This window comes from Kocuria sediminis (assembly GCF_009735315.1).
Lineage (GTDB): Bacteria > Actinomycetota > Actinomycetes > Actinomycetales > Micrococcaceae > Kocuria > Kocuria turfanensis.
Window position 1 is genome coordinate 25,026 of sequence record NZ_WOGU01000011.1, and the last position, 23,995, is coordinate 49,020.

The 23,995-nt window shown below is 74.7% G+C and carries 18 protein-coding genes; 11 read left to right on the forward strand and 7 right to left on the reverse strand.

What is annotated here, in order from left to right; translation table 11 throughout:
* Positions 1-317 precede the first annotated feature (317 nt).
* Entirely contained in the window at positions 318-3,770 is a 3,453-nt protein-coding gene (locus GMA12_RS13270; protein ID WP_156269973.1) for a pyruvate carboxylase, read from the forward strand.
* Positions 3,771-3,845: 75 nt separating this feature from the next.
* Here GMA12_RS13270 and GMA12_RS13275 read toward each other — a convergent pair whose 3' ends face one another.
* Complete coding sequence (locus GMA12_RS13275; protein ID WP_206064699.1) at positions 3,846-5,222, reverse strand: phenylacetate--CoA ligase family protein; 1,377 nt, start codon at positions 5,220-5,222, stop codon at positions 3,846-3,848.
* An 81-nt stretch (positions 5,223-5,303) separates the two neighbouring features.
* Here GMA12_RS13275 and GMA12_RS13280 point away from each other — a divergent pair, with 81 nt between their 5' ends.
* A complete protein-coding gene (locus GMA12_RS13280) occupies positions 5,304-6,761 on the forward strand; it encodes a mycothione reductase (protein ID WP_156269974.1) in 1,458 nt (485 codons plus the stop codon).
* A gap of 21 nt (positions 6,762-6,782) precedes the next feature.
* Here the strand turns inward: GMA12_RS13280 and GMA12_RS13285 are convergent, their stop codons facing one another.
* The 3 genes from GMA12_RS13285 to GMA12_RS13295 form a co-directional block, all read right to left on the reverse strand.
* Positions 6,783-8,687, reverse strand: a complete 1,905-nt coding sequence (locus tag GMA12_RS13285; protein ID WP_156269975.1) for an AMP-dependent synthetase/ligase — start codon at positions 8,685-8,687, stop codon at positions 6,783-6,785.
* Between the two features lie 69 nt (positions 8,688-8,756).
* Complete coding sequence (locus tag GMA12_RS13290) at positions 8,757-9,182, reverse strand: hypothetical protein (RefSeq protein ID WP_156269976.1); 426 nt, start codon at positions 9,180-9,182, stop codon at positions 8,757-8,759.
* Positions 9,179-10,024 (reverse strand): alpha/beta hydrolase, encoded by an 846-nt coding sequence (locus tag GMA12_RS13295; protein WP_156269977.1) that lies wholly within the window; start codon positions 10,022-10,024, stop codon positions 9,179-9,181. Before GMA12_RS13295 ends, GMA12_RS13290 begins: the two co-directional genes overlap by 4 nt.
* Before the next feature lie 146 nt (positions 10,025-10,170).
* Here GMA12_RS13295 and GMA12_RS13300 point away from each other — a divergent pair, with 146 nt between their 5' ends.
* Together GMA12_RS13300 and GMA12_RS13305 are read left to right on the forward strand one after the other, a co-directional pair.
* On the forward strand, positions 10,171-11,022 hold the full coding sequence (locus GMA12_RS13300) for a lysophospholipid acyltransferase family protein (protein ID WP_156269978.1): 852 nt from the start codon (positions 10,171-10,173) through the stop codon (positions 11,020-11,022).
* 42 nt (positions 11,023-11,064) lie between these two features.
* Positions 11,065-12,459 carry a class II 3-deoxy-7-phosphoheptulonate synthase gene (locus GMA12_RS13305; RefSeq protein ID WP_370831565.1) on the forward strand — a complete coding sequence of 465 codons (1,395 nt, stop codon included), beginning with the start codon at positions 11,065-11,067 and terminating at the stop codon, positions 12,457-12,459.
* Positions 12,460-12,501: 42 nt separating this feature from the next.
* Here the strand turns inward: GMA12_RS13305 and pknB are convergent, their stop codons facing one another.
* The gene (gene pknB, locus GMA12_RS13310) at positions 12,502-14,346 is read right to left on the reverse strand and encodes a Stk1 family PASTA domain-containing Ser/Thr kinase (protein ID WP_370831567.1); all 1,845 of its coding nucleotides are present in this window, start codon (positions 14,344-14,346) and stop codon (positions 12,502-12,504) included.
* Between the two features lie 45 nt (positions 14,347-14,391).
* The gene (locus GMA12_RS13315; protein WP_156269979.1) at positions 14,392-15,600 is read right to left on the reverse strand and encodes a lytic transglycosylase; all 1,209 of its coding nucleotides are present in this window, start codon (positions 15,598-15,600) and stop codon (positions 14,392-14,394) included.
* Between the two features lie 120 nt (positions 15,601-15,720).
* Here GMA12_RS13315 and GMA12_RS13320 point away from each other — a divergent pair, with 120 nt between their 5' ends.
* The gene (locus GMA12_RS13320; protein WP_162459844.1) at positions 15,721-16,107 is read left to right on the forward strand and encodes an Rv2175c family DNA-binding protein; all 387 of its coding nucleotides are present in this window, start codon (positions 15,721-15,723) and stop codon (positions 16,105-16,107) included.
* 46 nt (positions 16,108-16,153) lie between these two features.
* Here the strand turns inward: GMA12_RS13320 and GMA12_RS13325 are convergent, their stop codons facing one another.
* Positions 16,154-17,299: a polyprenyl synthetase family protein gene (locus GMA12_RS13325; protein WP_156269980.1), complete on the reverse strand. Its 1,146-nt coding sequence runs from the start codon at positions 17,297-17,299 to the stop codon at positions 16,154-16,156.
* 133 nt (positions 17,300-17,432) lie between these two features.
* Here GMA12_RS13325 and dinB point away from each other — a divergent pair, with 133 nt between their 5' ends.
* The 6 genes from dinB (at position 17,433) to GMA12_RS13355 (ending at position 23,957) form a co-directional block, all read left to right on the forward strand.
* On the forward strand, positions 17,433-18,758 hold the full coding sequence (dinB, locus tag GMA12_RS13330) for a DNA polymerase IV (RefSeq protein ID WP_370831570.1): 1,326 nt from the start codon (positions 17,433-17,435) through the stop codon (positions 18,756-18,758).
* Between the two features lie 11 nt (positions 18,759-18,769).
* Positions 18,770-19,144: an SCO2097 family morphological protein gene (locus tag GMA12_RS13335; protein WP_162459845.1), complete on the forward strand. Its 375-nt coding sequence runs from the start codon at positions 18,770-18,772 to the stop codon at positions 19,142-19,144.
* Positions 19,145-19,495: 351 nt separating this feature from the next.
* Positions 19,496-19,927, forward strand: coding sequence for a division/cell wall cluster transcriptional repressor MraZ (mraZ, locus tag GMA12_RS13340; RefSeq protein ID WP_156269983.1), 432 nt, complete (start codon positions 19,496-19,498; stop codon positions 19,925-19,927).
* Positions 19,928-20,149: 222 nt separating this feature from the next.
* The gene (rsmH, locus tag GMA12_RS13345) at positions 20,150-21,151 is read left to right on the forward strand and encodes a 16S rRNA (cytosine(1402)-N(4))-methyltransferase RsmH (RefSeq protein ID WP_156269984.1); all 1,002 of its coding nucleotides are present in this window, start codon (positions 20,150-20,152) and stop codon (positions 21,149-21,151) included.
* A complete protein-coding gene (gene ftsL, locus GMA12_RS13350) occupies positions 21,148-21,858 on the forward strand; it encodes a cell division protein FtsL (protein ID WP_206064700.1) in 711 nt (236 codons plus the stop codon). Before rsmH ends, ftsL begins: the two co-directional genes overlap by 4 nt.
* Positions 21,859-21,935: 77 nt before the next feature.
* The gene (locus GMA12_RS13355) at positions 21,936-23,957 is read left to right on the forward strand and encodes a peptidoglycan D,D-transpeptidase FtsI family protein (protein ID WP_162459846.1); all 2,022 of its coding nucleotides are present in this window, start codon (positions 21,936-21,938) and stop codon (positions 23,955-23,957) included.
* Positions 23,958-23,995: the final 38 nt, after the last annotated feature.

Here is a 23,995-nt window from a genome sequence, read left to right on the forward strand (position 1 = left end):
AAGCGGCTCCTCAAGACCGGGGTCGGGGGCCGCGGTGAGGAGACGGTCCGGGCCCATCGTAGCCGGGCACGCGTGCTCGGCCCCGGCGCGGCGCGGAGTCACACGCCACCCGGCGGCCCGCCCGGCGCCACGAGGGGAGTACCCTGACCACGGACACCCGCCGTGACGGCGGTCACAGTCCGCCCCGGTGCGGCGTGGTTCACTGGTCAGGGGCGCCCGCGGGTGGCCATGCTGACCGTGTGTCCGGAGGGGCACGACCTTCGAAGAAACAGTGCCCGGGTGTCCGCCGGACGGCCCCGGGTGCGGGACGGGTGTAGATGTTCTCCAAGATCCTGGTGGCCAACCGTGGTGAGATCGCGATCCGCGCCTTCCGCGCCGCGTACGAGCTCGGGGCCAAGACGGTGGCGGTGTTCCCGTACGAGGACCGCAACTCGATCCACCGGCAGAAGGCCGACGAGGCGTACCGGATCGGGGAGGAGGGCCACCCCGTGCGGGCCTACCTCGACGTCGAGGAGATCGTCCGGGTCGCCAAGGAGTCCGGGGCCGACGCCATCTACCCCGGCTACGGCTTCCTCTCCGAGAACCCGGAGCTGGCCCGGGCGGCGGCCCGGGAGGGCATCACGTTCGTCGGCCCGGCCGCGGAGATCCTGGAGCTGGCGGGGAACAAGGTCGCGGCGCTCAAGGCCGCCAAGCGCGCCGGGATCCCCACCCTGGCGTCCACGGAGCCCTCGGCGGACGCCGAGGCGCTGATCGCCCAGGCGGCCGACATCGGCTTCCCCATCTTCGTCAAGGCGGTCGCCGGCGGCGGCGGCCGGGGGATGCGCCGGGTGGAGACCCCCGAGGCGCTGCCCGAGGCGCTGGCGGCGGCGATGCGCGAGGCCGACACCGCCTTCGGGGACCCCACCGTGTTCCTGGAGCAGGCCGTGCTGCGCCCCCGCCACATCGAGGTGCAGATCCTGGCCGACAACGAGGGCGAGATCGTCCACCTCTTCGAGCGGGACTGCTCGCTGCAGCGCCGGCACCAGAAGGTCGTGGAGATCGCCCCGGCCCCGAACCTCGACGAGGGCATCCGCCGGGCCCTGCACGCCGACGCCGTGAAGTTCGCCCGGGAGCTGGGCTACGTCAACGCCGGGACGGTGGAGTTCCTGGTGGACACCGCCGGCGAGCGCGCCGGCCAGCACGTGTTCATCGAGATGAACCCCCGCATCCAGGTGGAGCACACGGTCACCGAGGAGATCACCGACGTCGACCTGGTCCAGTCCCAGCTGCGCATCGCGGCCGGGGAGTCCCTGGCCGATCTGGGCATCGCCCAGGAGCAGCTGGCGGTGCGCGGGGCCGCGCTGCAGTGCCGGATCACCACCGAGGACCCCGCCAACGGCTTCCGCCCCGACGTCGGGAGGATCTCCGCATACCGCTCCGCCGGCGGGGCGGGGGTGCGCCTGGACGGGGGCACCGTCTACGCGGGCGCGGAGATCTCCCCGCACTTCGACTCCATGCTGGTGAAGCTCACCTGCCGCGGCCGGGACTACGCCACCGCGGTGCACCGCTCCCAGCGCGCCCTGGCCGAGTTCCGCATCCGCGGGGTGGCCACCAACATCCAGTTCCTGCAGGCGGTGCTGGCCGACCCCGAGTTCCTCGCCGGGGACGTGGCCACCGACTTCATCGAACGGCGCCCCGAGCTGCTCGAGGCCAGGACCTCGGGGGACCGGGCCACCAAGGCGCTCACGTGGCTGGCCGAGGTCACCGTGAACAAGCCCAACGGGGAGCGGGTGGAGGGCATCGACCCGCGCAACAAGCTGCCCCGCTACCCGGGGGACAAGGTCGAGGAGCCGTTCCGCTCGCCCTTCGACGGGCCCTCCGAGCACACCCCGCCGCCGGGCTGGCGGCAGAGGCTGCAGGAGCTGGGCCCCGAGGGCTTCGCGCGGGCCCTGCGGGAGCAGTCGGCGGTGGCGGTGACGTCCACGACCTTCCGCGACGCCCACCAGTCGCTGCTGGCCACCCGGGTGCGCACCCGCGACCTGCTCGCCGCCGCCCCGGCCTACGCCCACACCCTCCCGCAGCTGCTCTCGGTCGAGGCCTGGGGCGGGGCGACCTACGACGTCGCGCTGCGCTTCCTCGGCGAGGACCCCTGGGAGCGGCTGCGGCTGCTGCGCGAGGCGATGCCCAACATCCCGATCCAGATGCTGCTGCGCGGGCGCAACACGGTGGGCTACACCCCGTACCCCACCGAGGTCACCGACGCCTTCGTCGCGGAGGCCGCCGCCACCGGGGTGGACATCTTCCGCATCTTCGACGCGCTCAACGACGTCGAGCAGATGCGCCCGGCGATCGAGGCGGTGCGGGCCACCGGCACCGCGGTGGCCGAGGTCGCCCTGTGCTACACCGGCAACCTCCTGGACCCGGCCGAGGACCTCTACACCCTCGACTACTACCTCGACCTCGCCCAGCAGTGCGTCGACGCCGGTGCGCACGTGCTGGCGATCAAGGACATGGCCGGGCTGCTGCGCCCGGCCGCCGCCGCCGCGCTCGTCACGGCGCTGCGGGAGCGCTTCGACCTGCCCGTGCACCTGCACACCCACGACACCGCCGGTGGCCAGCTCGCCACGCTGATGGCGGCGATCGACGCCGGGGTGGACGCCGTGGACGTCGCCGAGGCCTCGATGGCCGGCACCACCTCCCAGGTCCCGGCCTCGGCGCTGATCGCCGCGCTGGCCCACACCGACCGCGACACCGGCATCCCGCTCGAGGCCGCCACCGCGATGGAGCCCTACTGGGAGGTCATCCGCCGGATGTACGCCCCCTTCGAGTCCGGGCTCACCGCCCCGACCGGGCGAGTCTACCGGCACGAGATCCCCGGGGGGCAGCTGTCGAACCTGCGCCAGCAGGCCATCGCGCTGGGGCTGGGGGAGCGCTTCGAGGCCATCGAGGACATGTACACGGCCGCCAACGCCATGCTCGGGCGGCTCGTGAAGGTGACCCCGTCCTCCAAGGTCGTCGGCGACCTCGCGCTGCAGCTGGTGGGGATGGGCGTGGACCCGGCCGAGTTCGAGGCGAACCCGCAGAAGTTCGACATCCCGGACTCGGTCATCAGCTTCCTGGCCGGGGAGCTGGGCACGCCCCCGGGCGGGTGGCCCGAGCCGTTCCGCTCCCGGGCGCTCGAGGGGCGCACCGTCAAGGTCGGGATCACCGAGCTGGCCCCCGAGGACTCGCGGGCCCTGGCCGGGGACTCCGCGACCCGTCGGGCGACGCTGAACCGGCTGCTCTTCGCCGGCCCCACCCGCGACTTCGAGGCCAGCCGGGCGAAGTACGGCAACCTCGCCCTGCTGCACACCCGCGACTTCCTCTACGGCCTGACCTCGGACCACGAGCACGTGATCTCCCTGGGCAAGGGGGTGCGGCTGCTCGTCACGCTGCAGGCGATCTCCGAGGCGGACGACAAGGGCATGCGCACGGTGATGGTCACCCTCAACGGCCAGCCGCGCATGATCGAGGTCCGGGACGCCTCGATCGCCTCGGCCGTGCCCGAGACCGAGAAGGCCGACCCGGCCGACCCCGGCCACGTGGCCGCTCCCTTCGCCGGCGCCGTGACCGTCACGGCGGCCGAGGGCGACACCGTGGAGGCGGGGGCCCAGGTGGCCACCATCGAGGCCATGAAGATGGAGGCCTCCATCACGGCCCCCACCGGCGGTACCGTCAAGCGCGTCGCGCTGCAGGGCGTCGCCCAGGTCTCCGGCGGGGATCTCCTGCTCGTCCTCGAGCCGGCCGGCTGACGCGTCCCGCCCGCCCGGCCCGACGTGTCCGGGGCAGCCCGCCGGGGCGTCGGAGGGCCGGGCGGTGCGCCCGGCTCAGGCCGACCACACCTGGCGGAACTTCCCGGAGGGCTCCGGGCGGGGCGGGTCGGGGGCGTGCCGGACGGCGACCGCGCCCAGCCCCCGGTCCGTGAGGAAGGCGCGCACCCGGGCGTCCACGGCCGCGCGCACCCGTCCCGGATCGGCGCCGGGCTCCGGCTCCAGCCGCAGGACGAGGGCGTTCGGGGCGGTCCGCACCGCCTGGAACCGCCGGACCCCCGGGGTCTCCTCGACGACCGTGCCCAGGGCCAGGGGCAGCACGGGCACCGTGCGGCCGTCGGCCGACGCGAAGCGCAGGACGTCCCCGGCGCGCCCCTCCACCCGCACCGCGGGCAGCGGGCTGCCGCACGGGCACGGCCGGGCCCGGAGCTCGACGCGGTCGCCGAGGTCGTAGCGGACGATGGGCTGCACCCGGTTGCCGAGGTCCGTCACCAGCACGGTCGCCGAGGTGGTGCCCGGGGCCACGGGGCGGCCGGCCTCGTCGACGGGCTCGAACAGGTACCGGTCGGCGTTCACGTGCAGCGTCCCGCGGTGGCACTGCACGGCCAGGCCCGGGGCCTCGGAGGACGCGTACTCGTCGAGGACGGGGCAGCCGAAGGCGGCCCGGATCCGGCGCCGGGCGGCGGGGGTGAGCGTCTCCCCGCCGACGGCGACCAGCGCCGGGGCGATCCGCAGCCGTCCGCCGGCCTGCTCCGCGGCGAGCAGGTCCACGGCGCTCGGATAGCCCACGAGCACCGTGGGGCGGAAGGCGTCGAGCTCCGCCGCGAGATCGGGGAGCGGCCGCAGGACGGAGAGCACACGCAGCCGCTCGGCCCGGCGCGGGCCGCGCCGGCGCAGGTCCTCGGCGGCGGTGACGGCCGCGAAGTGCCCGCCCGTGGCCAGCAGCGCGGCCACGCGCAGGCCGTGGCGGGCCACCGGGGCGAGCACGCCGGGGCGCAGGAGCGTGCGCCGCGCCCGGACCCCCAGCACCGCGCCGGCGCTCGACCACGAGCGGTCGTCGTGCACCAGCACCGCGGGCTCCCCGCTGCTCCCGGAGCTGGTGAGCACGTGGTACCGGCCGAGGTAGGGGGCGCCCACCCGGGCCGGGTCGGCCAGGACGTCACGGCGCAGCCCCGCGAGGGTGATCCGCGGGTCCGTCACCCACTCGTCGAAGTGCTCCATGAGCTGCGGCTTCGCCACCGGCGGCAGCAGCACCGGATCCGTCACGCCCGGCGGCACCGCGCGGTAGAGCCGCCGGTAGTAGGGCGACGCCCGGCGGGCGTGGTCCACGAGCGCGGCCAGGCGGACCTGCTGCCGGCGCGCGACGGCCGCCGTCCCGGCGTGCTCGGCCCACCAGGCGTCCCACGCCGCCCCGGCCGCCGCTGCTGTCGCCACCACATCCTCCGTGCCCGTGCTCGTGAATCCAGGGTAGGGGCGGCCGGCCGGGAGGGCACGGGAGGCGCATAGGATGGCGCCATGCGGACATTCGACCTCATCATCATCGGCTCCGGCTCCGGCAACTCGATCCTCAACGAGGACTACGAGGGCCTGGACGTGGCGATCGTCGACGGGGGGACCTTCGGGGGCACCTGTCTGAACGTGGGCTGCATCCCCACGAAGATGTACGCCTACCCGGCCACGCTGGCCCGGCACACCGCGGACGCCGACCGGCTCGGGGTCCGCGCGGAGGTGCAGGACGTGCGCTGGCGGGAGATGCGGGACCGGATCTTCGGGCGGATCGACGCGATCTCCCAGGGGGGCCTGGAGTACCGCCGGACGCTGCCGCAGGTGACCGTCTACCAGGAGCACGTGCGCTTCGTCAGGCCGCGGGTCCTGCGCACCGCGTCCGGGGAGGAGATCACCGCCCCGCGGATCGTGGTGGCCTCCGGGTCCCGTCCGGTCCGCCCCAACGTCCCCGGGATCGACCTGCCCCAGGTGCACACCTCGGACACCGTGATGCGCATCGACGAGCTGCCGCGCCGCGTGGTGGTGGTCGGCGGCGGCTACATCGGCGCCGAGTTCGCCCACGTCTTCTCGAGCCTGGGCTCCCGGGTCACCCAGGTGAACCGCTCCCAGCGCCTCCTGCGCTACCACGACCCCGAGATCGCCGAGCGGTTCGCCCGGGAGGCCTCCCGGCAGTGGAAGCTCGAGACGGGCTGGACGCTGACGGCGATCGAGGAGTGGGCCGGGGACGAGTGCGCCGCGATGGTCACCTTCCGCGACCCCGAGGACCCGGAGCTCACCCTGCGCCTGCCCGCCGACGTCGTGCTCGTGGCCACGGGACGGCAGCCGAACACCGACGTGCTCGACGCCCGGGCGGGCGGGCTCGACGTGCGCGAGGACGGCCTGCTCGCCGTCGACGAGTACCAGCGGGCCCTGTCGGACGGGGCGCCGGCGGAGGGGGTGTGGGCGCTGGGCGACATCAGCTCCCCGTACCAGCTCAAGCACGTGGCCAACGCCGAGGCGCGCACGGTCCAGCACAACCTGCTGAACCCCGGCGATCTCCGGGCCACCGACCACCGGTTCGTCCCCTCGGCGGTGTTCACCAGCCCGCAGATCGCCTCCGTGGGCATGACCCAGGACGAGGCGGAGCAGTGGGCGGTCGAGCACGGCACCGAGATCACGGTGAAGGTGCAGGACTACGGCGCCACGGCCTACGGCTGGGCCATGGAGGACCACACCGGCCTGTGCAAGCTCATCGCGGAGAAGGGCACGGGCCGGCTGCTGGGCGCCCACCTCGTCGGGGAGGAGGCCTCCCTGCTGATCCAGCCGCTGGTGCAGGCCATGTCCTTCGGCCTGGACGCCCACACGATGGCCCGGGGCCAGTACTGGATCCACCCGGCGCTGAGCGAGGTCGTGGAGAACGCGCTGCTGGGCCTGGAGGTCCCGGAGCACTCGCCGCTGGCCCGGCAGGAGCTGGTCGGCGGCCGGTGAGCCCACCGGCCGCCGCGCGGCTCAGCCCTCGCCGCGGCCCGGCAGGTGGGCGTGGGAGAGCTTCTCCTTGATCCGCTCCGCCGGGGTGGCCGGCGCCGGGGCCGGCTCCGGCGCCGGCCGCGAGTAGATCTCCTCGATCCGGTCCGCGAAGTCCTGGGCGATCCTCGCCCGCTTGATCTTCATGGACGGGGTCAGGTGCCCGGAGGCCTCCGTCCAGTCGACGTCGAGGATCTCGAACGAGCGGATGCTCTCCGCCCGGGAGACCGCCTTGTTGGCGTGGTCGACGATCTCCTGCACGTGCTCCACGATCCTCGGGTGCCGGGCGGCCTCGGCCAGCGGCATCGCCGGGTCCAGGCCCATCAGTTCCAGGCGCGCGGGGAGCACGTCCTGGTCCAGGGTCACGAGGGCCGCGACGAACGGGCGGTCGTCGCCGACGACCATCACCTGGGAGACCACGGCCGACGCGCGGATGGGGTCCTCCAGCACGTTGGGCACCACGTTCTTGCCGCCGGCGGTGACGATGATCTCCTTCTTCCGCCCGGTGATCGTCAGGGCGCCGTCCTCGTCCAGGGAGCCGAGGTCGCCGGTGCGGAACCACCCGTCCTCGAACGCGGCCGCGGTGAGGTCCTCGCGCCCGTGGTAGCCGCGCATCACGTGGGTGCCGCGGACCAGGACCTCGCCGTCCTCGGCGATCCGGACCTCGTTGCCGGGCAGCGGCAGCCCCACGGTGCCGATCTTGCCGACCTCCGGGGTGTTCACGGCGATCGGGGCGGTGGTCTCGGTCAGCCCGTAGCCCTCGACCACGTAGACGCCGATGCCGTCGAAGAAGTGGCCCAGGCGGGTCCCGAGGGCGGCCCCGCCCGAGACGGCGTGCGTGACCTCCCCGCCCATCGCCTCGCGCAGCTTGGTGTAGACGAGCCGGTCGTAGAGGGCGTGCCGGGCGCGCAGCAGCGGCAGCACCCGCCCGGACTGCTGGGCCCGGGAGTAGGCGACGGCCGTGCGCACGGCCCGCTCGAAGATCAGGGCCTTGGCCTTCCCGCCCTTCTCGGCCTTGAGCCGGGCGCTCTGGTAGATCTTCTCGAACACCCGCGGCACGGCGAGGATGAACGTGGGCCGGAAGGACTCGAGGTCCCCCATGAGGTTCTTCACGTCCGGGGTGTGGGCCAGGACGGTGCCCGAGTAGAGGGCGATGACCTCCACGAAGCGCGCGAACACGTGGGCCAGCGGCAGGAAGAGCAGGGTGCGGGCGCCGGGGTGGATGATCTCCGCCACCACGAGGGTGGTGTTCTCGCACAGCCGCACGAAGTTGCCGTGCGTGAGCTCGCAGCCCTTGGGCGGGCCGGTGGTGCCCGAGGTGTAGATGATCGTGGCGACGTCCTCGAGCCCCCGGGACGAGCGCCGCGCCTCGAGCTCCTCGTCCGGGACGCCCGCCCCGGAGGCGATGAGCCCGTCCAGGTCGGCGCCGGTGCCGTCCAGGCGCCAGATCCGCTCCGCGGCCGCGAACGGCTCCTCCCGGGCGGCCTCGGCCACGGCGCGCTCCAGGGCCTCGGTCTCGACGAAGACCGCCTTGGCGTCGGAGTCGGCCATGATCCAGCGGATCTGCTGCGCCGAGGAGGAGTCGTAGACCGGGACGGGGACCGCACCGGCGTACCAGATCGCGAAGTCCACCAGGGTCCACTCGTACCGGGTCCGGCTGAGGATGCCCACGCGGTCCCCGGGCTCGATGCCCGCCGCCACGAGACCCTTGGCCACCCCCTGCACCGCCGTGCGGAACTCCCGGGCCCGGACCTCGCGGGCGGCCCCGCCCGGGCCCAGCACCGTGTACAGGTGCGGGTCCCCGTCCCGGTCGGCCTGCATCAGCAGGAAGTCCGTGATGCTGCGGTGGGCGGGCGGGTCCACGAGGGCGTCGGTGGCGACGTGGCGCATGGAGTTCTCCTCGGATCGGTGGCTGTGCTGTTCCTCCCCAGTCTAGTGAGTTGGCTCACGCAAACCTGCTCAGACGCGGGCGCCGTCGTCCAGGTCGTCACGGTCCTCCGGCAGGGACGTCAGCAGGTGGACGATCGCCCCGACCACGGCCACCAGCCCCGCCACGATCGCCCACCACGGCAGCGACCCGGGCATCAGGCCCAGCACCAGCAGGAGCACCGGCACGCCGATCAGCACGGCCCAGGACAGCAGCGCCCCGCGGCTGAGCCCCTGCGTGATGGGGCCGGGGTCGGGGGAGTAGGGCGCGTCGTCGTCCGGCACGTCGTCCGGCCCGTCGTCCGCCTCCGCGGGGACACCGCCGGGGGTGGCGTCCTCGGGCGACCAGTCCCGGGGTCCGGCGAGGTGCCGGTCCCCGGCCCGGCGCACGTCCTCCAGCCCCGAGACGATCTCCGTCCACTCGTCCTCGGGCCCGGTCCCGCCGGGCCGGGCGCTCATCGTCCGGCTCCCGGGGCGGCGGGGCGCCGGGGCACGCCGGTGACCGGGTTGCGCCCGGCCACGAGGTCGCCCACGAAGCGCACCGACCGGGCGTGCAGGACGTCCGCCTCCCGGTCGAGGGTGGCCACGTGGAAGCTCTGGGTCAGGCGCACGATCTCCACGTCCCCGCCCGCGCGCCGGAGCACGTGGGCGTGGGAGGCGTCGGAGACCACGTGGTCGTGCTGCGAGCGCAGCAGCAGCACCGGGGCGGTCACCGCGGGCAGGAGCCGGCGGGTCCTGGCCATGAACCGGCCCAGCTCCGCGACCCCCGCCACCGGGGTGCGCGGATAGGCGTGCTCGGTGACGCCCGGGAGGCTGATGTCGTCCGCCACGGAGGCCACGGAGGGCACCGCGCGGTGCAGGGCCGGGGCGAACCGCGCCGTGCGGCTCACCAGGGACAGCGCCGGGTTGAGGGCCACGACCCCGTCCACGGGCAGGAGCGCGGCGAGGTGCAGGGCCAGTGCCCCGCCCATGGACAGCCCGCAGACCACCACGACGTCGTGCCGGGCGCGCAGCTCCCGCACGTGCCGGGCGGCGTGGTCGCGCCACTGCTCCCATCGCACGGCGGCCAGGTCCTCCCAGCGGGTGCCGTGGCCGGGCAGCACGGGGCCGAGGACCTCGGCCCCGGCCTCGTGCAGGGCGCGGCCCCACGGGCGGACGCTGAACGGGACGCCGGTGAAGCCGTGCAGCACGAGGACGCCCGCCGGGCCCTCGGCCCGGTAGCGGAAGGGCGCCGCGGGGGAGTCGGCGGCCGCGGGCGCGGCCGGGGCGGGCGGGCGGTGGTCCTCGACGGGATGCGTCATGGGTCCATGATGGCAGGAGGGGGCCCGGGCCGGGCGCTCTGGCGCTCGCGGGCGCGCGGACGTGAGAGAATACCGGAGGCCGGACCCGGTCCGAGCGGCACGGACCCTCGCGACATCCCGATCAGCACGAAGGAGTCCTCTCCCAGATGGTCTACATGTTCTTGAAGCGCTACGTCGTCGGACCCCTGGTCAACGTCGCCTTCCGTCCCGAGGTCCGCGGCCTGGAGCACGTGCCGAGCGAGGGTCCGGCGATCCTGGCCAGCAACCACCTCTCCGTCTCCGACTCGGTGTTCATGCCCGTGGCCGTGCCGCGCCAGGTGTTCTTCCTCGCGAAGTCGGACTACTTCAACAGCCCCGGTCTCAAGGGCCGGGTCATGGCCGCCTTCTTCCGGGCCATCAACCAGATCCCCATGGACCGCTCGGGCGGCCGCGCCAGCGCCACGTCCCTGAGCAACGGGGGCCGCAAGCTGCAGGAGGGCGAGCTGCTCGGCATCTATCCGGAGGGCACCCGCTCCCCGGACGGGCGGATGTACAAGGGGAAGATCGGCGTGGCCCGGCTCGCGCTCGAGACCGGCGCGCCGGTCGTGCCCATCGCGATGGTGGGCACCGACAAGGTGCAGCCGATCGGCGCGCGGGTGCCGCTGCCCCGCGGCAGGGCTCGGGTGACCACGATCTTCGGGGAGCCGCTCGACTTCTCCCGCTACCAGGGCCGCCAGAGCGAGCACGCCCTGCTGCGCGAGGTCACCGACGAGATCATGCACGCCATCCAGGCGCTCTCGGGCCAGGTCTACGTGGACGTCTACGCGGCCGAGCACAAGAAGCGCCTCGCGGAGCAGAAGCGCCAGGAGACCAAGCAGGCCGCCGCGGAGCTCGTGGGCAGCGCCAAGGACCGGGCGCGCACCGCCGCCCAGACCGCCCGGCACGCCGCAGACTCCCTCACCCACCGCGACCGTCCCGCGGCCGCGGACGACGACGCGTCCGGGACCACCGCACCCTGAACCCCCCGTCCGGGCCCGCCCCGGACGAGACCATAGGAAGACATGATGCTCGACTTCACCGTTCCCGACAGCCTCCGCCACCTGGCCTCGCCCGTGCCCTCGGCGGCCGACTACCCCGGGCTGGACGACTGGCGCGAGCTGCCCGCCGACCAGCAGCCGACGTGGCGCGACCACCCGGACTTCGCCGCCGCCATCGGGGAGCTCAACGCGGTCCCGCCGCTCGTCTTCGCCGGAGAGGTGGACCAGCTGCGCGAGCGCCTGGCCGAGGTCGCCCACGGCCGGGCCTTCTTCCTGCAGGGCGGCGACTGCGCGGAGACCTTCGAGGGGGCCACGGCCGACCGGATCAGCGCCCGGGTCAAGACCCTGCTGCAGATGGCCGTGGTGCTCACCTACGGCGCGTCCATGCCGGTCGTGAAGATGGGCCGCATGGCGGGCCAGTTCTCGAAGCCGCGCTCGTCCAACGACGAGACCCGCGACGGCGTCACCCTGCCGACCTTCCGCGGGGAGATGGTCAACGGCTTCGACTTCACCGAGGAGTCCCGGGTCCACGACCCCCGGCGGATGGTCCGCGGCTACCACACGTCCGCGTCCACCCTGAACCTCATCCGGGCCTTCACCACCGGCGGCTTCGCCGACCTGCGCCTGGTGCACGCCTGGAACATGGGCTTCACCACGAACCCCGCCCACGCCCGCTACGAGTCCCTGGCCCGCGAGATCGACCGGGCCGTGAAGTTCATGGGCGCCTGCGGGGCGGACTTCGACGCGTTGCGCACCACCGAGTTCTACGCCGGGCACGAGGCGCTGCTGCTGGACTACGAGCGCGCGCTGAGCCGCATCGACTCCCGCACCCACCTGCCGTACGGGACGTCCGGGCACTTCCTGTGGATCGGGGAGCGCACCCGCGAGCTCGACGGCGCCCACGTGGACCTGCTCTCGAAGCTGCGCAACCCGATCGGCGTGAAGCTCGGCCCGAAGACCACCGGCGACGACGCCCTGGCGCTCATCGACAAGCTGGACCCGCAGCGCGAGCCCGGCCGGCTGACCTTCATCACCCGCATGGGGGCGAAGAACATCCGCGAGAAGCTGCCGCCGCTGGTCGAGGCCGTGGAGCGCTCCGGCGCGAAGGTCGTGTGGGTCACCGACCCCATGCACGGCAACACGGTGTCGCTGCCGTCCGGGTACAAGACCCGCAACTTCGACGACGTCGTGGACGAGGTGCGCGGCTTCTTCGAGGTGCACGAGGCGATCGGCTCCTTCCCCGGCGGCATCCACGTGGAGATGACCGGTGACGACGTCGCCGAGTGCCTCGGCGGCGCCGATCCCGTGGACGAGTCCTCCTTCGAGGACCGCTACGAGTCGCTGTGCGACCCGCGGCTGAACCACATGCAGTCCCTGGAGATCGCCTTCCTCGTGGCGGGCTACCTCTCCCGCCGCTGAGCGGGACCGGGCCGACGGGGCCGGGACCGGACCGGCCGTCCGCTACAGGACGGTCAGGACGACCTCGGCCCCGTCCGTCGTCTGGGACAGCACGTAGCCGAAGGGGGCGCCGAAGCTCTCCTCGACCCGCGCGGTGAAGCCCGCCTCCTCGAGCACCTGCACCGCCTCCTCCACCGGCCGGCCCACGACGTCGGGGGCGCTCTCGGCCCGCGGGCCGCGGGAGACGGCCAGGTCCACCGCCGAACCGGCGGCCACGTCCGTGCCCGCCTCCGGGTGCTGGCCCACCACCGTGCCCGCGGCGGCGTCGTCGGTCACCGCCGTCCGCTGCCCGGCGGCCAGGTCGGCGTCGCCCAGGCGGGCGGCGGCGTCCTCCGCGCTCATCCCGACGACGTCCGGGGCGGTGACCTGCTCCGGGCCGCTCGAGACGAGCAGGACGACCTGCTCCGCGGGGCGCACGGTCGCGGACGCGGCCGGGTCGGTGCCGATCACCGTCCCGGCGGGCGCGGCCGGATCGGGGGTCTCGTGCACGGCCACGTTCCGGAGCCCGGCTCCGGCGAGGTACTGCTGGGCGAGCTCCGCCCCGGTGCCGCGCACCTCCGGCACGCTCACCGTCCCGCCCGGCCCGGTCCCGATCAACCAGCCCAGGAAGGCGGCCGCGGCCACCGCGAGCGCGGCCAGCGCCAGGTGCGCCGCCGTGCGCAGGGGACGCACCGGGCGCAGCTCGATCGCGGGCCGCCACGGGTCGGTCGAGCCCGCCGGGCGCGGCGCCGGCAGCGCCTCGGTCGCCGCCACGGCCGGGCGGAGGGCCTCGGTGGGGGCCAGGTGCCGGCGCAGGGTCTGCGTCGGAGCCTGCTGCCGGCCGAGGGTCCCGGTCCGGGTGCCGCCGGGGGCGGGCGACCCGCCGGCGTCCGGGTGCCGGTCGAGCACCTCGGTGCGGGCGCTGCGGGGGGCGGGCGTCCCGGTCCCGGCGCTGTCGGTGCCCGTGGCCTGCGGGGCCGGGCCGCCGGTCCGCGGCCGCGGTGCGGGGGTCCGGTCGAGCTCGCCGGGGTGCAGGACCGCGCGCACCGCGCGCAGCTGCTCGAGCATCTCCCGGGCGTCCGCGGGGCGGTCCTCCGGGTCCCGGGCGGTGGCCCGGGCCACCAGCCGTGCCAGCGCTCCCGGGACACCGGGGTCGACGGAGCGCAGGTCCGGCACCCTCCCCTCGGCGTGGGCGCGGGCCACGGCGAGCGGGGTGCCCTCGAACGGGCGGCGCCCGCACAGCAGCTCGAAGAGCACGATGCCGGCCGAGTAGACGTCCGCGCGGGTGTCCACCCGCTGACCGGTCACGAGCTCGGGCGAGGCGTAGCCCACGGTGCCCAGCACGGTGCCGCTGGCCGTGTGCTGGTCGACCGCCCGGGTGAGCCCGAAGTCCGCCACGGTGACCCGGCCGCCGGCCGCGATCAGCACGTTCTCCGGCTTGACGTCGCGGTGCACCAGGCCGGCGCGGTGGGCGGCGGCCAGCCCGTCCAGGGCCGCCTCCATCACCTCCAGCGCCTCGCGCGGGGTCAGGGCGCCGCGCCGGCGCAGCAGGTCCCGCAGCGTGGAGCCCTCCACGTGCTCCATGACGAGGTAGGGCACCCCGTCCGCGGCGTGGCCCTGGTCCAGCACGGACACGACGTGCGGGTGGGACAGCCGCGCGGCCGCCCGGGCCTCGCGCACGAACCGGTCCGCGGCCGCCGGGTCCTCGGCCAGGTGCGGGTGCATGAGCTTGACGGCCACGGTGCGCTCGAGGCGCGTGTCCACCGCGCGGTACACGGTGGCCGTGCCCCCGCGGGCGATCCGGGGTCCGAGCTCGTACCGGCCCTCCAGGAGGGACCCGGTCAGGCGGTCGGGGTGCGCGTGCTGCACGGGATCAGTCTAGAGCGCGGCGCTGTGCGGCGGCTGAGCCGCGGCTCACGCGCCGAACGACCGGCGGTGGGCCTTGACGCTCTTGACGTACTGCTTCGTGTCGTCGTACATCCCGTACTTCTTCACCCCGTGCAGGCCCTGGTAGTAGGCGGCGATGGCCACGTCCGTGCTGGGGGCGCTGCGGCCGAGCTGGCGGATGATCGCGACCCCGGCGGTGACGTTGTCCTGCGGGTCGAGCAGGTCGAGCTCGCGGCCGACGAGCCCCGACGCCCACTCGCCGGCGTCCGGGATGACCTGCATGGTGCCCACGGCGTCGGCGGGGGAGACCGCGTGGTGGTCGAACCCGGACTCCTGGTGGGCGTGGGCGAGCGCGAGGGCGGGGTCCACGCCCATCTGCACGGCGGTGTCGTGGACGATCCGCCGCATCTCCTCCCGGGACGGTGCCGGCCGGGAGGCCAGCTGCTCGTGGTGGCGGTTCGCGGACTTCACCACGTCCCGTTCGTAGCTCCGGCCGAGGAACGTGTCCCCGACGGCGCGCTCGGGCTCCGGCTCGGGCTCCGTCGCGGGGGTCCGGGCGGGCTCCGGGACGGCCGCGGGCCGGGCGGCGGCGCTGCCGGCGACCGTGAGCTTCTGACCGGGGCGCAGCAGCGATCCGACGGTGAGGTCGTTGTCGTCCAGCAGCTGCTGGACCGACACGTCGTGGGCCTGGGCGATGCTCCACAGGGTGTCCCCGGAGCGCACGGCGTGCTCGGTGGCCGCCGGCGCGGCGCGCGGCTGCGGCGCGGCGGGTGCCGGGTCCTCGGCGGGCCGGGGCGCCGCGGACTCCGGGGCGGCCAGGCGGAGGGTCTGTCCGGGCAGGAGCAGGGCGGCTCCGGAGAGGTCGTTCCAGCGCATCAGCTCGTCGACGGCCACGCCGTGGCGCTGGGCGACCGCCCACAGGGAGTCCCCGGGGGCGACGGTGTGCTCGGGGGCCGCGGACGCCTTCTTCCCCAGGACCAGGGGCGCCGGAGCGACCTGGGAGGTCTGGGCCGGGGCGGCGTGGGCCACGGTGCCCCCGCCGAGCGCGGCCATGGCGGCCACGGCGGTCACCGCCGAGCCGGTCCTCGCGCGGCGGGCCCAGCGGGGGGAGCGGTCCTCCCGGGCCCCGCGGTCCCCGTCGGGGTCGCCGGAGCGGGCGGTGGTGGTGCGGGCGGTGGTGGTGCGGTGCGGTGCGTCGTTCGGGTCGGTCGTGTCGCGCTCGGGGGGAAACGGCATGAAGTGGCTCTCTGACGCTGATCGGGGAAGAGGCGGAGGTCTCAGCGGTCTCCGCGGGTCCGAGCATACCGTGCGGGCCCCGCGTGGCACGGGCACCGGCGGACGTGGCACTCTGGGAACGTGAAGAAGACATCCGGAAACAGCACCGAGGAGTTCGACCGCCTGGACGGTCTCGTCCAGGACTGGCTGCCCCTGCCCGACGTCGCCGAACAGCTCGGTCTCGTGGTCACCCGCGTCCACGGTCTCGTCGACGACGGGACGCTGCTCGCGGTGCGCAACCCGCACGACAACATCCGACGGATCCCGGCGGCGTTCCTCCAGGACGGCGCCGTGCTCGACTCCCTCAAGGGCACCGTGGCGGTCCTCCGGGACTCCGGGTTCACCGATGCCGAGGCGATCGCCTGGTTGTTCACCGAGGACGAGTCCCTGCCCGGCCGGCCCGTGGACGCGCTGCGCGACGGCCGCAAGACCGAGATCCGCCGCCGCGCCCAGGCCCTGGCCTGGTGACCCGGCCCTGGGCCCCGGCGTCCTGACGCGCTGGGGCCCGGGCGCGTCAGGACGAGCGGCGCACCGCCGCCGCGGCGAGCCCGCGCAGCGCGGCCAGGGGCACCGGGTCGGCGTCGAGCCGGTCCAGCGCCGCGAAGGCCTCCGCGGTGAGCGCGTCGATGAGCTCCTCCGTGGCGCGCAGGGCGCCGCAGCCGGTGATGACCGCGCGGAGCTCCGCCACGTCGCGCTCGCCCAGGTCGGCCTGGCCCAGGGCGGCCTCCAGCCGGGCGATCTGCGCCTCGTCGCCGAGCCGGCGCACGTAGCCCACCAGCACCGTGCGCTTGCCCTCGCGCAGGTCGTCCCCGGCGGGCTTGCCCGTGGTGGCCGGGTCGCCGAACACGCCCAGGACGTCGTCGCGCAGCTGGAACGCCTCGCCCAGGGGCAGCGCGAACGCCGAGCAGCGCTCGAGCACGGCCTTCGGCGCGCCGGCCAGGGCGGCCCCCAGGACCACGGGGTGCTCCACCGAGTACTTGGCCGACTTGTAGCGGATCACGTCCAGCGCCCGCTGCACCGCGCCGGCCCGGTCCTGACCCGCCCCGGCGACCTCCCCCTGCACGTCCAGGTACTGGCCGACCATCACCTCCGAGCGCATGAGGTCGAACACTGCCCGGGCCCGCGCCGCCCCCGGCGCGGCCGCGCCGGCGAACAGCTGCTCGCTCCAGGACAGGCACAGGTCCCCGGAGAGGATCGCGGCCGCCACCCCGAACGCGGGCCCGTCCAGTGACCAGCCGTGCTCGGCGTGCAGGGCCTCGAAGCGGCGGTGGACGCTGGGCGCGCCGCGGCGCGTGTCGGAGCGGTCGATGACGTCGTCGTGGATCAGGGCGGCGGACTGGAAGAGCTCGAGGGCCGCCCCGGCCCGGACCACCGCGGGGTCCTCCGGGTCGCCGCCCGCCGCCCGCCAGCCCCAGTAGCACAGCCGCGCGCGCAGCCGCTTGCCCCCGGAGGAGAGCCCGGCGACGGCCTCCAGCAGCGGCAGGGTGTCCGCCGAGATGGCACCGAGGACGTCCCGCTGGCCCTCGAAGAAGCGCTCCAGCTCGGCGTGCAGCCGGTCGACGAAACGACCGTCCTCGGCGCGGAAGGCGTCCTCGGGCGCCTCGCGCGGCACGGTGTCGGCACGCGCGTGGGAGGAGTGCGGCAGGGACGGTGACGTCATGGGCGGATCGACCTCGGTCTCGGGCGGCGGAGGACGGGCCGGGCGGCCGTCCGCGGTCTCCGCCCAGCCTAGCGAAGCGGCTCGGCTGTCCGGGCCGGGAACTATGCTGTGCCGGACGCAGGAGGAGGGCGCGGTGACCGAGACGCCGAAGGACCGGCTGGCCCGCTGGCGGGCGTGTGCCGTCATGCACGTCGACATGGACATGTTCTACGTCGGCGTGGAGCTGCTCGCCGCCCCCGGACTGCGCGGCCGGCCCGTCATCGTGGCCGGCTCGGGCCACCGTTCCGTCGTCCTCTCGGCCTCCTACGAGGCACGGGCCTTCGGGGTGCGCTCGGGCATGCCGCTGGCGCGCGCCCGCGCCATGTGCCCCGGCGCCGTGCTCCTCGAGCCGCACCGCAGCGCCTACGAGGCCTACTCGCGGCGGGTCATGGCCATGTTCTGGGAGATCACCGACCGGGTGGAGCAGATCAGCGTGGACGAGGCCTTCCTGGACGTCGCCGGCGCCGTCCGGCGTCTCGGCCCGCCGGTGGGCATCGCCCGGACGCTGCGCGCCCGGGTGCAGGAGGAGCTGGGGCTCACGGCCTCCGTGGGCATCGGGGTCAACAAGACCGTGGCCAAGATCGCCTCCACCCGCTCCAAGCCCGACGGCCTGCTGCTGGTGCAGCCCGAGGACACGGTCGCGTTCCTCGCGGAGCTGCCGGTCACGGCCCTGTGGGGAGTCGGCGGGCGCACGGCGGAGGCCCTGGTCGGTGCCGGCCTGCGGCACGTCGGCGACCTCGCGGCCGCGCCGCTGCCCCAGCTCACCCGGGTGGTCGGCCGGGCCGCGGGGCACCACCTGCACGAACTGGCCAACGGCCGGGACCCGCGCCCGGTGGTGCCGGTGCGGGAGGAGAAGAGCGTGGGCGCGGAGGAGACGTTCCCGCAGGACGTCTCCGACGACCGGGTGCTGCACGAGGTCCTGCTCCGGCTCAGCCACCGGACCGCCTCGCGGCTGCGCCGCCATGGGCTGCGCGCCCGCCGGGTGGGGCTCAAGCTGCGCTACGCCGACTTCACCACCCTCACGCGCTCGCGGACCCTCTCCCAGCCGTTCACCTCCGCCCACGACCTCCTCCAGCACGGCGCCGGCCTGCTCGAGGAGCTGGGCGAGCGCCCGCAGGCGGTGCGCCTCATCGGCATCCGCGCCGAGGCCCTGGAACAGTCCACGGACGCCCTGCAGCTGAGCCTCGACGGCCGCGAGGAGGAGTGGGGCGCCGCGGAGGAGGCCATGGACCGGGTGCACGCCCGGTTCGGGGCGGACCGGCTCGGTCCGGCCCGCCTGCTGCCCGCCGCGCCGCGCGAGCGGCAAGGCAATTCCAAGGCTGTTGACAGCCGCGCGCGCGGTGCACAATCCACAGCCGACGGTCTATCCTGGTACCAGGCGGCGCCGGAACAGCCGGGGATTTCCGCACCCGAAGGATGAGGAGGCATACCGTGCCACTGTCCGAGCACGAGCAACAGCTCCTGGCCCAGCTCGAGAAGCAGCTCCACGCGGACGATCCGCGGTTCGTGACGAGCATGGGCTCCCGTGCCGTCCGGGGCGCGTCCACCCGCAACATCGTCCTCGGGATCGTCATCGCCGTCGTCGGCCTGCTCGTCCTGCTCGGTGGAGTCGTCCTCAAGACCGTCCTGCTGGGGGTGCTGGGCTTCGTCGTCATGGGCGCCGGCGTCTATGTCGCCACGTTGCGCTCCGGCAAGCCCCGCTCCGAGGCCGCCGGCGGCAAGGGCGGTTCCCCGCGCCGGTCCTCGCCCTTCCTGCAGAACCTCGAGCAGCGCTGGGACCAGCGCAACTCCGGGGGCCAGCCCTAGCCCGGGGCCCCGCGCACCGCCGCGCGGCCGGCCCCTCCACCATCCACCACCTCGGCGCCCGCAGGGCGCCCCCACCGTCCCCGAACAGCTCCCCGGCGTCCCGCCGGGGAGCTTCTTCGTGCCGGGGGCCGCTGCCGCCGCCGGCCCCTCCACTCTCCTCCCCGCCGGCCTCCCCGGGCCCCCGCTCCGGCACCGCCGGGCCCCACCTGGGGCGATGCCGGGCGGGCGCGCCGCCCGCCACGCCACGCCGGGCCGGGCGGACCCCGGTTTCGTTGACCGGGGAGTGAAGTGGAGTAAAGTGGGGCGAAGAGATGGATCTGGGAGAACTCTCGGGCTGGAGAGGCGGTGAGCATGTTTCTCGGAACGTACTCACCCCGTCTCGACGAGAAGGGCCGTCTGATCCTGCCGGCGAAATACCGGGAGGAGCTGGCGGAGGGCCTGGTCCTGACACGAGGTCAGGAACGGTGCCTGTACGTCTTCAGCGTCCGCGAGTTCGAGCGGGTCCACGAGCAGCTGAGGGCGGCGCCGCTGTCCTCGAGGCAGGCCCGGGACTACATCAGGGTCTTTCTCTCGGGCGCCTCGGACGAGGTCCCGGACAAGCAGGGCCGCGTCACCATTCCGCCGCCGCTGCGGGAGTACGCCGGTCTGGACCGGGAGCTCGCAGTGATCGGCGCGGGCACCCGGGCGGAGATCTGGGACGCCCAGGCGTGGAAGGAGTACCTGAACGAGAAGGAGGCCGTCTTCTCCGAGACCGAGGAGGAAGTGGTACCCGGGCTCTTCTGAGCACAGGGTCGCCGACCATCACCCGCGGGGCGCGGCACCGCCTCCCGGATGAGATCTCCAGCCGCACAGCCGTCACCGTCCTGACTCACCTTCCCCTGAGCCAGGCCGGATTCGAGGGACGGCCAGCGGATGGGGTTCTGATCCTGGAACGCCCGCGGCCCCACCACGGCGTCGACCCGGCGCCGGCCATCCCAGACCGACCGACCGCCGAAGAGAGGGCCCATGGCGCAACGCCCAGCCGAGCAGCTCCACGTCCCCGTGCTGCTCGAGCGCTGCCTGGACCTGATGGCCCCCGCGCTCGCCGAGGACGGTGCCGTGGCGGTGGACGCGACGATGGGCATGGGCGGTCACTCCGAGGCGCTGCTGCGGCGCTTCCCCCGGCTGCAGCTCGTGGCCATCGACCGAGACCCGCAGGCGCACGCCCTCGCCGGGGCGCGGCTGGCCCCGTTCGCCGACCGGTTCCACCCGGTGCACACCACCTACGACCGCATCCCCGAGGCCCTCGCCCAGCACGGCTTCGACACCGCGGACGCGGTCCTGTTCGACCTCGGGGTCTCGTCCCTCCAGCTCGACGAGCGCGAGCGCGGCTTCGCCTACTCCTACGACGCCCCGCTCGACATGCGGATGGACTCCACCGCGCCCGTGACGGCCCAGGACGTGCTCAACGACTACAGCGAGGCCGACCTGCGCCGGATCCTGCGCGACTGGGGCGAGGAGCGCTTCGCGTCCCGGATCGCCCGGGCCGTCGTGGAGCGCCGGGCGCAGGCCCCGCTGCGGACCACGGGCGAGCTCGTCGAGGTCGTCCGCGCAGCCGTGCCCCAGGGCGCTCAGCACCGCAAGGGCCACCCGGCCAAGCAGACCTTCCAGGCGCTGCGGATCGAGGTCAACGAAGAGCTCGACGTCCTGCGCCGGGCCGTCCCCGCCGCCCTGGACGCCGTGCCCGTGGGCGGGCGGGTCGTGGCGATGAGCTACCACTCCCTGGAGGACCGGATCGTCAAGCAGGCCTTCGCCCGCGGTGCGACCTCCACCGCGCCCAAGGGCTTCCCCGTGGAGCTCGACGAGCACAAGCCCACGCTGCGGATCCTCACCCGGGGCACCGAGACCCCCACGCCCCGGGAGATCGAGGAGAACCCCCGGGCCGCCTCGGCACGCCTGCGGGCGGCCGAGCGGATCCGGCAGAACCCACCGCACTCCCCACAGAACGCGCAGAGGTACAACGCATGAGCGGCACCGGACTCCAGCGACGACCGGCCCGCCCGGCCCCTCCGCGCACCGGCATCGGCGCGTGGGCCGCCCGGCGCGGCCAGCGCCCGCCGGTGGACGGCAGCTCCGCACGTCAGCTCGAGACCCCGGCACCGCCCGCCCCGGAGACCGTCGGGTCCACCCGGGCACCCCTGTCCGTGGTGCCCGGCCGGGCCCGGCGGGGACGGGTCTCCACGGTGGCGCTGAGCCTGCTCGCGCTCGTGGTCGCGCTGGCCTCCATCCTCGTCCTGAACATCCAGATCTCCGGGGGCCAGTACCGGCTGGTGGAGCTGCGCGCCCAGGAGCAGGCGCTGAGCCAGCAGAACGAGGCCCTCACCCAGGACCTCGAGTTCTACGACGCCCCGCAGAACCTCGCCGTGATGGCCTCGGACCTCGGCATGGTCCCCGCGCAGGGCTCGGGCACGGTGGACCTCACGACCGGGTCCGTCGAGGGCGACCCCCTGCCGGCGCAGCCGCAGGAGAACCACGAGATCCTGGTCGACCACGCGCAGCAGACCGGCTCGGAGGCGGCGGACCGCGCCGCCCAGCGCGCGGAGGACCGCGAGCGGGAGAAGGCGGAGCAGCAGCGGGAGGACGCCGAACGGCGGGCCCGCGAGGACGCTGCGCCGGACGCCGGGCTCGGCGGCGGAAGCCTGCCGGCCCCGCAGCAGCGCGCCCCCGGGGAGTGACCGGGGGCGCCGACACCGCCCCCGCACCCAGCAGCTCACCGGAGACCCCCAGCCGAGACCAGGAACGAGGCATTCACGTGGCACGCGCACGCTCGACGCCCACCGACGGCACCCCCGGCGCACCCGGCATCGGCCGCAGCCACGTCGGCGTGGTCCTCGTGCTCGCCCTGCTCGTGGTGCTGGGGCTGCGCCTCGTGTGGGTGCAGGGCTTCGACGTCTCCGGCCGGGCCGAGGCCGCCGCCACGGACCGCTCCCGCACCGAGGTGGTCCCGGCCCGGCGCGGGGAGATCCGCGACACCGAGGGCAACGTGCTCGCCCGGACGCTGCAGCGCTACGACGTGACGGTCGACCAGACGAAGGTCCGGGAGTTCGAGCGGCTGAAGGCGGACGGGACCACCGAGACCGTCACGCCCACGCAGGCGGTGTACCAGCTCGCCGACGCCCTCGAGCTCGAGGACGCGGAGGTCAAGGACGCCCTCGACGGCGACAAGCCGTTCGAGTACGTGGCCCGCGGGGTCACGCCCGAGCAGTGGAACACCGTGCGCGAGCTCGACCTGCCCTACGTCTACGGCCAGCCGTCCTCGGACCGGATCTACCCCAACGGGCCCGTGGCCGGCAGCGTGGTGGGCTTCATGGGCGGCGACGACGAGGCCCTCGGCGGGATCGAGCAGACCCAGGACGAGCTGCTGCGCGGCACGGACGGCAGCCGCACCTTCGAGATCAGCGCCGACGGGGTGCGGATCCCGGTGGCCCCCACCGAGGAGAGCCCCGTGGTGGACGGGTCCTCGGTGCAGCTGTCCATCGACAGCGACGTCCAGTTCATCGCCCAGCAGTCGGTCACCGAGCGCGCCCAGGAGCTCGACGCCGACTGGGGCACCGCCGTGGTGATGCGCATCGAGGACGGCGCGGTCCTGGCGCTGGCGGACTCCTCGACCGTGGACCCCAACGACATCGGCTCGGCGGACGCCGAGGACCTCGGGGCGCGGGCCGTGACCCAGGCCGTGGAGCCGGGCTCCACCCAGAAGATCCTCACCGCCGCGGCCGCCGTGGAGGAGGGCCTGGCCACGCCCTGGACGGAGATCACGGTGCCGCCGTTCCTGGAGATCGACGGGGAGAAGATCACCGACTCCTTCGACCACGGCGAGCAGGACCGCACCTTCGCCGGGATCATCGCCGACTCGATGAACACGGGCACCGTGATGGTCGGCAGCCAGCTCTCCCGCGAGCAGCGCCACGACTGGATGCAGCGCTTCGGGGTGGGCGAGACCACGGGGATCGAGCTGCCGGGGGAGTCCCCGGGCATCCTGGCCGCGGCCGACCAGTGGGACAAGCGCCAGCAGTACACCGTGCTCTTCGGCCAGGGCGTGTCCCAGACGCCCTTGCGCACCGCCACCGTCTTCCAGGCGATCGCCAACGGCGGGGTCCAAGTGGAGCCGCGCGTCGTCGAGGCCGTCATCGAGCCCGACGGCACCCGCACCCCGGTCGAGCGCCCCGAGGGTGAGCGGATCGTCTCCGAGGAGACGTCGGAGCAGATCCTGGACATGATGGAGGTCACCGTCACGGAGGGCGGCGCCAAGGAGGCCGCCGTGGAGGGCTACCGCGTGGGCGGGAAGACCGGCACCGCCGAGGCCCCCGGCGCGCAGGGCGGCTACGACGGCTACACCACCTCCTTCGTGGGCGTGGCGCCCATCGAGGACCCCCAGTACCTCGTGGCCGTGACCCTCCAGCGACCCCAGGGCGACGTCCGCAGCATCGGCACGACCGGCACCTTCAGCAAGATCATGGGCCAGGTGCTGCGCCACTACGACGTCCCGCCCTCGACCGAGGACCCGGTGGAGATCCCCCTGCGCACGGACGAGCCGGAGAAGACCGCCCCGGAGGACGCCGCCCCGGACGTCGTGGGGACGGAGGACACCACGGGCACCGCGGACGACGCCGGGGAGGGCGCCGCGGAGGGCGCCACGGACAGCGCCGCGGAGGGCGCCACGGACAGCGCCGCGGAGGACACCACGGACCGGGAGGCGGGCGCGGCCGGGACCACCGCGGATCAGGGCTCCGCCGGGACGAGCCCGTCCCGGCGGGCCGACGAGGGCGACTAGACTTCCGTATCGCTGTGCCCGGAGACCCCCTGGGCACC

What these genes read in the sequence shown, in the direction of transcription:
- ftsL (WP_206064700.1), top strand. Translation starts at nt 21,148, where the DNA reads ATGAGCGGCACCGGACTCCAGCGACGACCGGCCCGCCCGGCCCCTCCG.
- GMA12_RS13270 (WP_156269973.1), top strand. Translation starts at nt 318, where the DNA reads ATGTTCTCCAAGATCCTGGTGGCCAACCGTGGTGAGATCGCGATCCGC.
- GMA12_RS13295 (WP_156269977.1), bottom strand. Translation starts at nt 10,024, where the DNA reads ATGACGCATCCCGTCGAGGACCACCGCCCGCCCGCCCCGGCCGCGCCC.
- GMA12_RS13280 (WP_156269974.1), top strand. Translation starts at nt 5,304, where the DNA reads ATGCGGACATTCGACCTCATCATCATCGGCTCCGGCTCCGGCAACTCG.
- GMA12_RS13305 (WP_370831565.1), top strand. Translation starts at nt 11,065, where the DNA reads ATGATGCTCGACTTCACCGTTCCCGACAGCCTCCGCCACCTGGCCTCG.
- GMA12_RS13315 (WP_156269979.1), bottom strand. Translation starts at nt 15,600, where the DNA reads ATGCCGTTTCCCCCCGAGCGCGACACGACCGACCCGAACGACGCACCG.
- GMA12_RS13300 (WP_156269978.1), top strand. Translation starts at nt 10,171, where the DNA reads ATGGTCTACATGTTCTTGAAGCGCTACGTCGTCGGACCCCTGGTCAAC.
- GMA12_RS13325 (WP_156269980.1), bottom strand. Translation starts at nt 17,299, where the DNA reads ATGACGTCACCGTCCCTGCCGCACTCCTCCCACGCGCGTGCCGACACC.
- rsmH (WP_156269984.1), top strand. Translation starts at nt 20,150, where the DNA reads ATGGCGCAACGCCCAGCCGAGCAGCTCCACGTCCCCGTGCTGCTCGAG.
- GMA12_RS13290 (WP_156269976.1), bottom strand. Translation starts at nt 9,182, where the DNA reads ATGAGCGCCCGGCCCGGCGGGACCGGGCCCGAGGACGAGTGGACGGAG.
- mraZ (WP_156269983.1), top strand. Translation starts at nt 19,496, where the DNA reads ATGTTTCTCGGAACGTACTCACCCCGTCTCGACGAGAAGGGCCGTCTG.
- GMA12_RS13285 (WP_156269975.1), bottom strand. Translation starts at nt 8,687, where the DNA reads ATGCGCCACGTCGCCACCGACGCCCTCGTGGACCCGCCCGCCCACCGC.